This window comes from Acinetobacter sp. V102_4 (assembly GCF_031799005.1).
In the GTDB taxonomy this organism is placed as follows: Bacteria; Pseudomonadota; Gammaproteobacteria; order Pseudomonadales; family Moraxellaceae; genus Acinetobacter; species Acinetobacter calcoaceticus.
This window is the reverse complement of the sequence record NZ_JAVQNR010000051.1, coordinates 523,483-537,797: the sequence shown is the minus strand read 5'-3', so window position 1 is coordinate 537,797 and position 14,315 is coordinate 523,483. Positions and strand designations below refer to the sequence as shown.

12 protein-coding genes are annotated in these 14,315 nt (G+C 38.8%); 8 read left to right on the top strand and 4 right to left on the bottom strand.

Annotation, left to right across the window (positions count from 1 at the left end):
- The first annotated feature begins 47 nt into the window (after positions 1-47).
- The 3 genes from RMB13_RS18340 to RMB13_RS18330 all read left to right on the top strand — a co-directional run bounded on the left by RMB13_RS18340 (position 48) and on the right by RMB13_RS18330 (position 4,569).
- Positions 48-1,343 carry an acyl-CoA dehydrogenase family protein gene (locus tag RMB13_RS18340; RefSeq protein WP_311085990.1) on the top strand — a complete coding sequence of 432 codons (1,296 nt, stop codon included), beginning with the start codon at positions 48-50 and terminating at the stop codon, positions 1,341-1,343.
- A gap of 175 nt (positions 1,344-1,518) precedes the next feature.
- Positions 1,519-2,910: an LLM class flavin-dependent oxidoreductase gene (locus tag RMB13_RS18335; RefSeq protein WP_311085989.1), complete on the top strand. Its 1,392-nt coding sequence runs from the start codon at positions 1,519-1,521 to the stop codon at positions 2,908-2,910.
- Positions 2,911-3,102: 192 nt separating this feature from the next.
- On the top strand, positions 3,103-4,569 hold the full coding sequence (locus tag RMB13_RS18330; RefSeq protein ID WP_311085988.1) for an MFS transporter: 1,467 nt from the start codon (positions 3,103-3,105) through the stop codon (positions 4,567-4,569).
- 61 nt (positions 4,570-4,630) lie between these two features.
- Here the strand turns inward: RMB13_RS18330 and RMB13_RS18325 are convergent, their stop codons facing one another.
- Positions 4,631-5,815, bottom strand: a complete 1,185-nt coding sequence (locus RMB13_RS18325; RefSeq protein WP_311077119.1) for a hypothetical protein — start codon at positions 5,813-5,815, stop codon at positions 4,631-4,633.
- 441 nt (positions 5,816-6,256) lie between these two features.
- Here RMB13_RS18325 and tauA point away from each other — a divergent pair, with 441 nt between their 5' ends.
- From tauA to tauD, 4 genes are read left to right on the top strand one after another with little or no spacing between them, the layout of a single operon-like run.
- Positions 6,257-7,297: a taurine ABC transporter substrate-binding protein gene (gene tauA, locus RMB13_RS18320; RefSeq protein WP_311077118.1), complete on the top strand. Its 1,041-nt coding sequence runs from the start codon at positions 6,257-6,259 to the stop codon at positions 7,295-7,297.
- Positions 7,298-7,306: 9 nt separating this feature from the next.
- The gene (locus RMB13_RS18315; protein WP_311085987.1) at positions 7,307-8,101 is read left to right on the top strand and encodes an ATP-binding cassette domain-containing protein; all 795 of its coding nucleotides are present in this window, start codon (positions 7,307-7,309) and stop codon (positions 8,099-8,101) included.
- The gene (gene tauC / locus RMB13_RS18310; RefSeq protein ID WP_311077116.1) at positions 8,098-8,967 is read left to right on the top strand and encodes a taurine ABC transporter permease TauC; all 870 of its coding nucleotides are present in this window, start codon (positions 8,098-8,100) and stop codon (positions 8,965-8,967) included. The genes RMB13_RS18315 and tauC overlap by 4 nt, the downstream gene beginning before the upstream one ends.
- A gap of 8 nt (positions 8,968-8,975) precedes the next feature.
- The gene (gene tauD, locus RMB13_RS18305) at positions 8,976-9,857 is read left to right on the top strand and encodes a taurine dioxygenase (RefSeq protein ID WP_311085986.1); all 882 of its coding nucleotides are present in this window, start codon (positions 8,976-8,978) and stop codon (positions 9,855-9,857) included.
- Positions 9,858-9,923: 66 nt separating this feature from the next.
- On the opposite strand, the gene RMB13_RS18300 is transcribed toward tauD, so the two are convergent.
- Positions 9,924-10,658, bottom strand: coding sequence for an aspartate/glutamate racemase family protein (locus RMB13_RS18300; RefSeq protein WP_311085985.1), 735 nt, complete (start codon positions 10,656-10,658; stop codon positions 9,924-9,926).
- A 5-nt stretch (positions 10,659-10,663) separates the two neighbouring features.
- Positions 10,664-12,124, bottom strand: a complete 1,461-nt coding sequence (locus tag RMB13_RS18295; protein ID WP_311085984.1) for an NCS1 family nucleobase:cation symporter-1 — start codon at positions 12,122-12,124, stop codon at positions 10,664-10,666.
- Between the two features lie 398 nt (positions 12,125-12,522).
- Here RMB13_RS18295 and RMB13_RS18290 point away from each other — a divergent pair, with 398 nt between their 5' ends.
- The gene (locus RMB13_RS18290) at positions 12,523-13,272 is read left to right on the top strand and encodes a GntR family transcriptional regulator (RefSeq protein ID WP_311085983.1); all 750 of its coding nucleotides are present in this window, start codon (positions 12,523-12,525) and stop codon (positions 13,270-13,272) included.
- Positions 13,273-13,310: 38 nt separating this feature from the next.
- Here the strand turns inward: RMB13_RS18290 and RMB13_RS18285 are convergent, their stop codons facing one another.
- The gene (locus RMB13_RS18285) at positions 13,311-14,201 is read right to left on the bottom strand and encodes a LysR family transcriptional regulator (RefSeq protein ID WP_003651276.1); all 891 of its coding nucleotides are present in this window, start codon (positions 14,199-14,201) and stop codon (positions 13,311-13,313) included.
- Between the last annotated feature and the right edge of the window lie 114 nt (positions 14,202-14,315).

Sequence of the window (14,315 nt, the reverse complement as noted above, 5' to 3'; positions counted from 1 at the left end):
AAATAAATATTTTATGGTAAAAGCAAAGCAATATTGGTTTTACATAAATGACAAATCTAAATTTTGAGCATCATCTCGGTTCATTAACTCACGCTGCACTTAGTCAGGCCTCAATCATTTCTCGGGTATGGGGTGAAGGGCCTTCTGAACGTTATGATGAATTGGCAAAAAATTTCAGACCAACTTTTGCCCGTATTAAAGAAGGGGCTTTAATCCGTGAGCAACAGCATATTTTGCCATATGAACAACTTCAGTGGCTCAAAGATATTGGTTTTACACGGTTAAGACTTCCTAAAGCACATGGTGGCTTTGAGGCAACTATTCCTGAATTATTTGCATTGTTAATTGAACTTGCTGAAGCAGACTCAAATTTACCGCAAGCGTTGCGTGTGCACTTTGGTTTTACTGAAGATGTCTTGGTCAGCAAAAATAAAGAATTTCAACAGCGCTGGTTAAGCCGGATTGCAAATGGTGAAACCGTTGGTAGTGCTTGGTCTGAAGGTGGGAAAGAGTCAATCGATCAATTCGAAACTCATTTGTATCGGGATGCTGACGGAAAAATTCGAGTTAAAGGTCAAAAATACTACACCACAGGTAGCCTATATGCGGACTGGGTTGACGTTGGTGTAACAGATTTAAATAGAGAGTCTGGCTCAGTCGTTGTCCGCCGTGAAGATGAAGGCGTTGAAATTGTAGATGACTGGAATGGCTTTGGTCAGCAACTTACCGCAAGTGGCACGGCATATTTCCACGATGTATTAGTGGATGAAACCGAAATCTTACCTGATGATGATCGTTTTAAATATTCGGCTGCCTATTATCAACTTGTGCAACTGGCAATCATTACTGGTTTAGGACGAGCTGCGACATATGAGGTTTCACAAGCTGTTGCTAAACGTACCCGAAACTACACTCATGCGAATGCCCAATTTGTAAAACAGGACCCGCAAATTTTACAAGTAGTGGGACAAATTCGTGGTGCGGCTTACAGTGCAGGGGCGATTGTTGAAAAAGTTGCACGCAGCTTACAGCGCGCTTACTTGGCAGCATTTCAAAATAATGAGCAGCTTGAAGAAGAGCAAAATGCACTTGCCGAGCTTGAAAGTGCGCAGTCTCAAACAGTTATTACCGATTTAATCTTAAACGCATCTACAATTTTATTTGACGCATTAGGTGCTTCAGCGACAGACAAAGATTTAGGCCTAGATCGATACTGGCGTAATGTACGAACCTTATCTTCACATAACCCAAGAGTGTTTAAAAATCGAATAGTAGGTGATTTTAGTGTGAATGGAACATTACCGCCTTATCAGTGGCGAATTGGTAACGTAGCTAAACAATAATTTTAGAGTTTAGATATTAAGCTGCTATTTTTAGCGGCTTAATATTATTTTTGTTTTTAAAGTAATTTATAAAAATCTATTAGAATAAAATCATATTTTGTTTGGGGTTTATATTATAAAGAATAGATGAAAATTGTTTTAGTATAAAAGTAATTAAAATGTTGGTTGATATTTTATGACTAAGAAGATTAGTTTTAATGCTTTTGAAATGAATTGTATTGCACATCAATCTCCGGGATTATGGCGACATCCCCAAGATCGCTCTGTTGAATATAAAGATTTAGAATATTGGACAGATTTAGCCCAAATTTTGGAACGCGGTTTTTTTGACGGTATTTTTATTGCAGATGTGTTGGGGATTTATGACGTTTACCATCAGAATGCTGAACATGCCTTAACAGGCGCAGTGCAGGTTCCGGTCAATGATCCTTTGCAGATTGTGCCAGCCATGGCGGCAGTCACAAAGCACTTGGGCTTTGGCGTCACGACTTCTATTTCCTTTGAGCATCCTTATCCTTTTGCTAGACGTATTAGTACCCTAGACCATTTAACCAAAGGACGAGTTGGATGGAATATCGTGACTTCTTATTTGGAAAGTGGCTCGAAAAACTTAGGTTTAAAAACTCAGGTCAATCATGACAATCGTTATGATATTGCTGATGAATACTTAGAAGTCCTTTACAAACTTTGGGAAGGTTCTTGGGAAGAAGGTTCGGTACTTCGTGACCGTGAAAGCGGTATCTTTGCTGACCATAAAAAAGTGCATCCAATTCAGCATGAAGGTAAATACTTTACTGTACCGGGCATCCATATTTGTGAGCCATCACCACAGCGGACGCCTGTACTTTATCAAGCAGGTGCTTCCTCACGCGGGCAGAAGTTTGCCAGCCAAAATGCCGAATGCGTATTCATTGCAGCGCCGTCTAAAATTGCCACAAAAAAAGTGGTACAGGGCATTCGCCAAAAATTGGCTCAAGAAGGCCGTGACCCGTACTCTGTCAAAATTTATGCACTTTTGTCGATTGTCACTGATGAAACAGATGCAAAAGCTCAGGCTAAGTTTAAAGAATATCAAAGCTATGGAAGCTATGATGGTGCTTTAACGTTGCTGTCTGGCTGGTCAGGTGTGGACTTCTCACAATATCAACCGACTGACAAAGTTGAATATATTCAAACCAATGCGATTCAATCTTTATTAGATTCTTATGTAAATGCAGATCCAGAGCGTGTTTGGACGATTGAAGAAATTGCAAACTGGAACAGCTTAGGTGGTAATGGTCCAGTATTGGTGGGTTCGGCAGAAACAGTTTCCGATGCTTTACAGCAATGGGTTGAAGATACCGATATCGATGGCTTTAATCTTGCCTATATTTTGGCTCATCAAACCTTTGCAGACGTAGTTGAGTTTATTGTTCCAGAGTTGCAAAAACGTGGGGTATATCAAACCTCATATGCACAAGGAACATTAAGAGAAAAATTATTTGGTGCAGGTCCTTATTTACCTGAAAATCACCGCGGTGCTAAATATCGCAATCTAAAAGAATTAAAACTTGCTGAGGCGAGTTAATGTTGTAAATAGTACTTAAATAAAGGCTGGTTAAATATCAGCTTTTATTTTGTCTTTTATATCGATTTTACTGCTGAGTTAATAATGAAAATATAATTCTATAATTCAGATTAAAACATCAGATTAATTTGTTTTTGTATTATGTGAATAATCATTATTTTGTTTCTGTGATTAAAATACAGGAATTATTAAGTGGGCACACAAGAACTTGATCATAACCACCGTTATGAAATTAAATCTCCCGATGATGTTTCACAATTAATTTCCAAGTTTGCAGGGAAGGGTAAGTCGAATAAAGTCATTTGGTTGGCGCTGATTGGCGTGTTTATTGATGCCTATGATTTGACCACGCTCTCTTTTGGTATTGAGCAAGTCATATCAGAGTTTTCTTTAAGTCCCGTTATGACGGGTGTGGTGGCTTCAGCCATTGTCTGTGGAACCATTGTAGGTAATTTAATTGGCGGTTGGCTAACGGATAAAATTGGTCGTTATCGAGTGTTTATGGCTGACATGGTGTTGTTCGTCATTGCGGCAATTGTCGCAGGCTTTGCACCAAATGTATGGGTTTTAATTTTAGCCAGGTTTATTATGGGAATTAGTGTCGGGATCGATTTACCCGTCGCAATGTCTTACTTATCTGAATTTTCCAAATTTAACGGCAGTAGCAATAAAGCAGCCCGTTTAGCGGCATGGTGCCCAATGTGGTATGCGGCTTCTTCTGTCTGTTTTGGTTTGGTTCTGGCACTTTATTTTCTTTTACCACCTGAACATAGCAACTGGTTATGGCGAGCATCTTTAATTTTTGGAGCAGTGCCTGCGCTATTCATTATTTTCATTCGCGGTAAATATTTAACTGAATCACCAATCTGGCTTGCAAACCAAGGTGATTTAAAAGGGGCGGCTAAAGTTTTACAAGAGTCCTATGCAATTAATGCAGTGGCTACAGTTGAAAAAGTAGAAAGAACCGCTGAAAAGAAAAAGCGTGAGGGTTTTGCAGTTTTATTTAATAAAACCTATTTGCCAAGAACTATTGTGGCCATTGTGATTCATATTTCGGTGGCGTTTCAGTACACCACCATTGCCTTCTTTTTACCTTCTATTTTGACACGGTTCTTTCATACAGATGTTTTGACGACCATTACTACAACGCTCGGACTCAATTTACTGTTTGCATTTACGGGTGGGCTATTAGGTGTATTTGTCGCCAGCAGATTTAAATCTCGGCATGTGCTGCTTACAGGTTTTTTACTTCAGTTTATTGCCCTCATTGCATTGGCATTGATTGGTGAACCGGGTAATAGCTTTTTACTCTATACCGCAATTGGCATGCTAGGTTTATGGCTTTTTGCTGAAGGTTTTGGGCCAGGTGCGCAAATGATGGTTTATCCAACCATGGCTTATCCAGCTTCGATTCGTGGCGTTGGTGTCGGCTTTAACCGTGCAGTAACGGGTGTTGCTCAAGCAATTGCTTTGTTTGTGTTGCCAATTTGGATGGCGGGTTATAAAACTGATGTTTATCTGATTATTTCTGTGTTTGCCTTTATTCCTTTAATTGTGATTGGACTACTTATTAAATTTGAGCCTACTGCCCAAGATGTAGATGTGATTGATGAAAACAGTCCAGAACTTCCACTCAATAATTCACCTGTAATTGATTAGTTAAATCTAAATTTTTAGATAAAAAATAAAGGCCAACATGTGTTGGCCTTTATTTTGTGGGTTAGAAATAATAAGCAAAAATCACAAACGCTTTTTTATTCCATTTATCATTGGTTCCACCAGCTGCCAGACCTTCGCTATCGCCTAAATATGGATCATGTTTGCCAACTAGCAACTCGGCTTGTACTGTCAATTTTTGATAATTAAACGCAATGCCGGGTATAAAACGGGTTGAGTCTTTAAAGCCATCTTGTTCTTTTCGATAAGAACTATAGTTTAGGTACGGGCGAACTGAAGTAATCGGGCCAAACTGCTGAGGAAATAAATAGCTGAGTTCGGCTGAATAAATTTGACCTTTGGTTGCAGAGTTAAATGAATAATCGAAACCGCCCAGAGTCAGATGATCTTTATATTCAGTGTCGGCATTATCAATGTCTTGATAACCAGCCAAAAGCTGTAAATTCCATTGGTTATAATTGGTATTGCTAAAAATTGAATACACTTGGCGATCGCCATCTTGTCCTGAACGTTTGTTTTCAATGGTGGAATACCACGCAGAGGCACCAAGTTGGGTAGAGAAATTTTCTTGGCCTAGAACATTTTTAAAGGTATGAGCACCGCGAACAACAATGGAGTTCTTTTCTTTGGTATTGGTGCCTTGCGGTACAGAGTCATCTGCATTGACAGGGTTGATACTAAATCGGCTTGAGTCTTTGCTTTTACCTCTATAGGTACCACCATCGGTCGGGTAAAAGGCGAGTTGTGCTTCATTGATTCCATCATTGAAGTCATATTTCACCCCAAGGTTATGCACATCTTCCCAACCTGCACTATTGGCAATCCCTAAGTAATAAGTATTTCCCCAAAAGCGACCCAAGCCAAAAGGAACGGGGTTTAAGCCAGCAATAATTTTACTGTTGTCATTAATTTTATAACCCATCCATGCATCGGTCAGCCAATTGGCATCGCCTAGACGCCCGTAATATTCATAAACCCGATAATCTAAACGACCAATCCATTTCGGGGAGTTGTAGTCCAACCATAATACTGCGTCGTTAAAGGAAAATTTGCTCGTAGAAGGTTCAGAGTCAAAATCATAAACATATTTAGCCCGAACAGTACCACTCACTTTAAGTTGGCCTTCTTCAGCATTACCAAAGGTAAGGGCTGCATGACTTGAAAGGCTGAATGTAATTAAAGTCGTTGCGATGAATATTTTTTTGAAAGTTGTGGGATGTTTAAACAAAAGATTCTTTCTCCTCTTAAAAAATAAAAATTAAATTTGCCTCATGTATAAACCAGAAAAAGATTTGTCCAAATCTCAATATTTGCAGAAGATTAAAGATAAAAAGATAATAAAATCTGTACTTTATATAAAAGAATGAAAATTAATTAGATGCAAAACTCTGGTTGCGATAAGCAAAAACAAAAATGATGAAATGAGTAGGATAAAATAATTAGAGGGTGTGTGTCAGGTGTTCATCATCATGTATTTTTTGAATATCGTTTTTAATTATTGATATATAAGTATTTTAATTTTACCTCTAACCTGTAAGTTTGTTTGATATTTTCTTTTTACCAAAAGATAAAAACTTATAAGGAAAAGTTATTTATAAAAACCTGATAAGCAACTCATATTTTTTTATTTTTCATTATAAAGGCGGCTGCATACCATGGGCTTATATTATTGAAAGATCATGAAATTATGAGCACAAAGACCAAACCGTTGATTATCACGGCAATTGTGGTTGTAGCAATTGTTGCATTTATCGTATGGCAAAATAAGAAAGACAATAATACAAGTGCTTCAGTTGGTGACAGCAAACCAGTCATCATTGCTTATCAAACTGGGGTTGACCCAAGCAAAGTGGCACAAGCAAATGGGGAATATGAAAAGCATAGTCAACGTACCATTCAATGGAAAAAATTTGATGCCGGCTCAGACGTTGTAAACGCTCTGGCTTCAGGTGATGTTGTGCTTGGAAATATTGGATCAAGCCCACTTGCAGCTGCGGCAAGCCGTGATTTACCGATTGAAGTATTTTTAATTACTTCAAAACTTGGTGCATCTGAAGCATTGGTAGTAAGTAATAAATCAGGCATTAAAACCCCTCAAGATTTAATTGGTAAAACCATTGCAGTACCTTTTGTTTCAACTACGCATTACAGCCTATTGTCTGCGCTTAAACATTGGAATATTCCAGAAGATAAAGTAAAAATTATTAACTTGCGTCCACCTGAAATTTCAGCTGCTTGGGAACGTGGTGATATTGATGCTGCCTATGTATGGGAACCAGCTTTAAGTAAAGCTAAAGCATCTGGCACGGTTTTAACTGATTCAAAACAAGTGGGTGAATGGGGTGCTCCAACCTACGATTTATGGGTGGTACGTAAAGACTTTGCAGAGAAAAACCCTGATTTCTTAAAAGCTTTTGTTAAAACCACACTTGAGCAACTCGAAAAATATAATCAAGACCCAGCTACTTACGTTAAAAATGCCGATAACGTTGAGAAAATTGCTCAGTTAACAGGTTCTGATCCAAAAGATATCCCGCTTTTATTAAGTGGAAATATTTACCTTGACCACGCTCAGCAAAAACAAACTTTAGATGGTGAATTTGCGCAAAATATTTTTGATACTGCGAAGTTCTTAAAAGGTCAGGGCAAAGTCGACCAACTTAAAGCCGATTATAAAGGCAATGTGAACTCTTCATTTTTGCAGCCTTAAGGAGTTGTCATGAGTGTATTAGAAGCCAAACATATTCATCTGACTTTTCCTAAACAGCAAAAGCCAGTTTTACAAGACATTAACCTAACGATTGAAGAAGGTTCTTTAACTGTCATTTTAGGTGAGTCGGGTTGTGGCAAAACAACTTTGCTTAATATCTTGGCTGGTTTTCAAAAGCCAAGTTCCGGTGATGTGCTTGTAAATCATGAAGTCGTAAATGGACCAGATGTAACCCGCGCTGTGGTGTTTCAGGATCATGCATTACTTCCTTGGTTGAATGTTGCAGATAATGTTGGCTTCGCTTTGCAGTTAAAAGGTTCAAAGCGTGCGGATATCGAAGCGCAAGTGGGCGCAATTTTAAAAATTGTGGGTTTAAGTCACGTTGAAAAAGCCAATATCTGGGAGCTTTCCGGTGGTATGAAACAACGTGTCGGCATTGCAAGAGCTTTGATTAGTCACGCGCCATTTATTTTATTAGATGAACCTTTTGCAGCACTCGATGCTTTTACACGTGAAAACATGCAGCAGTTAGTGCTCGATTTATGGATTCAGCAAAATAAAAGCTTCTTTTTAATTACCCATGACATTGAAGAAGCATTGTTGCTCAGCAATCAGTTAGTTCTGATGACAGCTCATCCAGGCAAAATTGTAGAAACTCTACATCTCGATTTTGCGAAGCGATATCGTCAGGGCGAGTCTATTCGCTCGATTAAATCTGACCCTCAATTTATTCAGCTTAGAGAACAGCTATTTGAAAGTTTAAGGGCACAAAAGCAAAGCGGTAAGGAGGCGTTAACCACATGAGCACTAAAGATAACGTCTATGAATATGACAAAGCAGGGCTAAAACTTAAGCCAGATGTGCAAACAGAAAATCCTTCATTTTTATCGTCATTTTTTGAGAAACATCGAACTCTGGTGGTAAGCATAATCAGTGTGGGAAGCGTTGTTGCGCTCTGGTTTCTCATTACTGCTTTGCATATCGTACCTGAACTGTTTTTACCTAGCCCACAGGCAGTATGGCAAAAATTTATATCGGTAAGCCAAGAAGGCTTTATGAAGGCAACCTTGTGGCAACACTTAGCAGCCAGTATCTCTCGTGTATTTTTAGCTTTGATTGCTGCTGTGGTGATTGGTGTTCCCTTAGGTTTATGGATGGGGTTGAACAAATGGGTACGTGCAGTTTTAGATCCTTTGGTTGAATTATTACGTCCAATTCCACCGTTAGCTTATTTGCCATTACTCGTAATTTGGTTCGGTATTGGCGAAACCACAAAAGTACTTTTGATTTTCTTCTCGATTTTGGCGCCTGTCATTATTAGTAGTGCGCATGGTGTGTTGAGCCATCAGCTTAATCGTGAACGAGCTGCCTTGTCGCTAGGAGCAAGTCAGTCACAAGTCTTTTGGCATGTCATTTTGCCAACAGCTTTACCTCATATTATTACCGGTATCCGTATTGGTCTCGGGGTAGGTTGGTCAACATTGGTTGCAGCGGAGTTGGTTGCAGCGGACCGCGGTATTGGGTTTATGGTGCAGTCGGCAGCACAGTTCTTAATTACCGATACGGTGATTTTGGGCATTATTGTGATTGCGATTGTCGCAGTTAGTTTTGAGCTGTTTTTACGTTGGTTACAAAAACAGTTTTCTCCTTGGTATGGTCAGCAGTTGTAGTAAAGAAGATGAATACAGTAGTAGCAAACTTAAATATTGAAGTGATCAAGCCTACCATTGGCGCAATTATTCACGATATTGATTTGAATGCGTTAAATGAACAGATGACGCAACAAATCCAGCAGGCTTTGCTTGATCATCAGGTCATTTTTTTTCGAAAGCAACAATTAGCGCCTCAAGCACAAGCAGATTTGGCACGTAGTTTTGGCACCTTACATGTGCACCCGATTTATCCTTCTATTGAAGATGTACCAGAAGTCATGGTGCTCGACAGTTGGAAACAAGATTTGCGTGACAATGAACTCTGGCACACAGACGTGACTTTTAGCAAAAACCCACCATTAGGGTGCGTGTTGCAAGCCATTAAAATTCCACCTGTAGGTGGCGATACATTATGGTCGAGTAATACAGCAGCTTTTAAAGGCCTTCCGCTTGAATTACAGCAAAAATTACGTGGTTTAACGGCAACACACGATATTCGTAAATCTTTTCCACTTGAGCGTTTTGCCCATAACGATGAAGAACGTGAAAAGCTTTTACAAACCTTTAAGCGTAACCCGCCAGTGGTTCACCCAGTGGTGCGTACTCATCCGGTTACAGGTGAGCCTTTGTTGTTCGTAAGTGAAGGCTTTACCACTCGCATTAATGAGTTACCTGAACAAGAAAGTGAGCAATTACTTAATTTCTTGTTTGAACATGCGACCCAAGAGCAATTTCATTTGCGTTGGAAGTGGCAAGATGGTGATATCGCGATTTGGGATAACCGTTGCACACAACATAAAGCATTATTTGATTATGGCGATGCTCATCGCATCATGCACCGTGCAACTATTAACGGTGATGTGCCATTTTATAAAGAAGAACAACAGCCAGAGTTAGCCGAGGTTTAATTCTTTGGTTTTCAGCCGTTTCAATTCCAACGCAGCGTTTTGAGTTGGAATTGAAACAATAACTCTTTAGCGCATTCCAAATCCTGATAATATGCCTGTGTAACTCTTTACAGGAGGTGAGGCCCAATCACCAACTTTGCTGGTTTTTAAATTTAACTGAACTAACATTTCTGCTTGTTTAACTGCTGCTGCAACGCCATCAATAACAATCACTCCCAACTCATTTTGTAGCTTTAGATACAAATCACTCATGCCTGCGCAGCCTAAAACAATCGCATCGCTTTTATCTTCTACTAGTGCTTTTTTGCACTCATCTCGTACAATTCGGTAGGCGTCTGAGTCAGGAAGCTCCAACTCTGCAACTGCGATATCACAAGCTCGAACATTTTTACAAAATGGCGTAGCGCCATAGCGATGAGCCAGATGCCAACTCATATTCACTGTCCGCTGTAATGTAGTGACTACACTAAACCCAGTACTCACATAACTTGCAGTTCGCATGGCTGCTTCAGCAATCCCAATTACAGGTGCTGAAGTAATTTCACGGGCAGCATAAAGCGCAGGGTCACCAAAACAGGCAATAATATAGGCATCTACATTTAGCTGTTCACCTTGTCGGATTTCCTCCAGCACACCTACTGCACTTAATACTTCATCATAATAACTTTCAATCGTTGCAGGGCCCATTTGAGGACTCACTGCAATAATTTGAGTATCAGCCCCCGCGACTATCTTTGCAGAAGCAGCAATTTTGTCTGTCATGCTTTGAGTGGTATTGGGGTTAATAATTTTAATTTTCATTGTACTTATACCTTAGTCATTACAGATTTTGCATGAGTAAGCGGTTGGTTAAGAAATCGGTAAATCACAAAACCAAGCCCCATGCCAATAAACCAAGTGAAATTAGCAAGCGCGGATAATTGCGGTAAAAGCACGCACAAAACAGGAATTAATGAAGCTGGAATTAAGGCATAAAAAGCAGAACGGTTATAACCATTTTTATACCAATACAAACCCTTAGCGTCTAAGGTATATAAGTCATCTACTAAGATTTTTTGTTTTTTCACGAGGTAAAAATCAGCTAGCAATACGCCAAAAAGTGGGCCGATAAATGCGCCTAAAATATCAATGGTGTAGTGAATCACTTGAGGATTATTAAACAGATTCCATGGGGTGATGAAAATTGAACCTACTGCTGCAATCATTCCACCCATACGCCAGCTAATTTTGCTCGGTGAAACATTCGAAAAATCAAAGGCAGGCGAAACAAAGTTAGCGACAATATTAATCCCGATGGTCGCAATCATTAAGGTCAAGCTGCCTAAAATGACTACAAAAGTGTTATCCAATTTGCCCACCATTTCGACAGGGTCGGTAATGAGTTTGCCGTAAACAGGTAGTGTTGCTGCAATACAAACCACGGTAAGTAAAGAAAAGCCTAAAAAATTAATGGGTAAACCAAGAAAGTTACCCATTTTAATGGCACTAAAACTTTTGCCGTAACGAGCGAAGTCGCCAAAGTTCAGCATAGGCCCTGAAAAATATGAAACAACAAGAGCAATAGCACCAATCATGACAGGTACAACTGCGAAACCGTCGTATTGAACACCACTCAAGTTTAAATCAATATTTTGCCATCCAGCTTTCCAGATGAGCCATACTGCCATAGCAAACATCACGATATAAACCGCGGGGCCAGCCCAGTCTATGAACTTACGAATGCTGTCCATGCCAGACCAAAAAACAATAGCTTGTAGTAGCCAAAGCAGCATGAAGCCGATCCATCCTAAAACAGACAGTCCAAGAAATCCATAATTTGAAACATCTGCATAGACTGACCATTCCGGAAAGAACTTTAAAATGACCAATAAGAATGCACTTGAGGCCAAATAGGTTTGAATGCCATACCATGCAACAGCAATAAGGCCACGAATAATGGCAGGAATATTTGCACCAAGCACACCGAAAGTGGCACGACAAATAACAGGATAGGGAGTACCTGTTTGTTGGCTAGACTTGGCAATCAGATTTGTAAAAAACTGAACAATTGCAATACCGATGAGTAAAGATAAAAGTACCTGCCAGCTATTCAGCCCAAGTGCAAAAAGGCTTCCAGCCATAACATAACCACCGACACTATGAACGTCAGACATCCAGAAGGCAAAAATATTGTAAGCACCCCATGTTTGCTTTTTTAAAGGGGCTAAGTCTTGATTTGTCAGTTTTGCATCATAAGAAGGTTTAATTATTGCTTCGCTATTATTCATCTTGAACGCTCACTTCCCTAAGATGGTGGGTACTTTCAGCAGCTTTGGACTTCTGTCTAAAAGAATGAAATTAAGATTGTGTGCAATCTGATATTTAAATTGTGCACAATCTTAATTGAGCAAAAGTTATGCCAAATTCTGAAATCAAAGCTTGTGAGTTTTTCCGTTCAACTAATAGTTTGTGTATTTAGAGGTAAATGAATGAAAGTTGGTTTGCTTAATCTGTTATAAAAAAATGAGTAAATTTAAAGGAATGGAACAATCTTATAATGTTAAATCTTGAATAGATCTTCCAGCATAGATATTGTTCTTATGAGAGAAATATTTCCAAATGGTTAAGTTGGACATACACTGTTCAAATTAAATAATGTTTTAAAAAAGAGAGGGCGTTAATAAAAATGGAGAAATCAATGCCATCGAATGCACCAAAAAAAGCCCTAGAAATGAGCAATGATGAAATTGATGACCATATATATAACGCTATTGTAGATGCCATTTTAAATAGGCAACTTACACATGGAGCACGCTTGGTTGAAGCGCCATTATGTGAAGCATTTGGTGTGACACGGGGAGTCTTAAGACGCGTTTTTGTTAAACTCGCCCATGATAGAGTCATCGAAATACAGCCCAATCGTGGGGCACTCATAGCAGAACATAGCCTTGATGAAACAAAAGAGGTCTTTGAAGCACGCAGCATGCTTGAAATCGCCACGGTAAAAAAACTTGCACAAAAGTCTCATCACTTAGATTTTAGTGAGCTTAGAGCTTTAGTCGATCAAGAATCTCATGAGCGTTTAGCTGGAAATTGGGCTGAGTGGATTAAGCTATCAGGTAAATTTCACCTAAAGCTTGTTGAAGCAAATCAGAATACGATTATGACCAGTTATTTGCAGACACTTATTGCGAGAACATCATTGTTAATTGGTTTGTATGAAATTCCAAAACATAATAATTGTTCGGCAGATGAACATCGTGCAATTTTAGATGCTATTGAACAAGGCGATGAAAAACGAGCCACACAACTGATGGAAAAACATTTAGAACACTACGCGACGACATTTATTGAAGAAAACAGCGTAGTAACAGCAGAGCAAAATTTATTAAATTTATTTAAAAATAAGAAGATTGAAGCTACTCAAACCAACTAAAAAAGTGGGCCAATTCTTATAGAAAAGGCCCAGACCACTTATTTTATAGGAGCGATTTGATGTGTTAAAAAATCGATAAATAGTTTTACTTTCTTCGACAAAATTTTACGGTTTGGCCATGTCACATATAAGTGAAGTGGCTGACTGGTGTAGTCCTCCAAACATTTCTGTAATTTACCTTCCTTGTAGTAAGGCTCTGCAATAAACTCTGGAAGAAAGACAATACCGTGATCTTTTAGGCACATATCTAATAATAATTCACCATTATTACAGGTCATCACAGGGAAACAATTAAAGGACACTTCTTTTTGATCTTTTTGGAAAATCAACTTCTTATGACGGCTATCTTGATAATAAATTAAAAATTTATGATCTTTGAGTTCCTCTAAAGAGGCGGGTAATCCATGCTGATTAAAATACTCAGGCGTTGCATATAAATATCGTTGATAGGTATTTAATATTTTACTATTTGCCAAATTTGGAGGAGAGCCATCTACACGAATTGTTAAATCAAATTTATTATTATTCATGTCTAATAACTGATCGGTCATGAACAAATCAATTTTGATACTGGGGTATTTTTCAATAAAGTCTGAAATTATATTTTGAAGAAAAATGTTGCTAAAAGACATTGGTGTATTGAGCTTGAGTTCTCCTTCAGGGTACTGCTGGTTGTAGCTAATTTCATAGGCAGCCCATTCAAACTCACTTAAAATGACTTTGCTATGTTGATAAAACTTTTCTCCACAAGAGGTGAGGTTCATCTGTCTTGTAGTTCTGGTTAATAGCGTGGTTTTTAGGTCATTTTCGAGGTAGCAAACGCGTTTGGCAACCAAGTCACGAGAGATATCGAGTGCTCTGGCTGCACTACTAAAATTACCATGTTCTACGACACTTACAAAAGTGGAAATACAGTCTAATCGATCCATGGATAAGCGAAAGTTAAAAAAAATATATATCAATGATTAAACTATAAAAATTAAAAAGCAATCATTGTTTTTATTGTATTCGTACAGGATACAGATTCGTGCTGATTTGCTGTC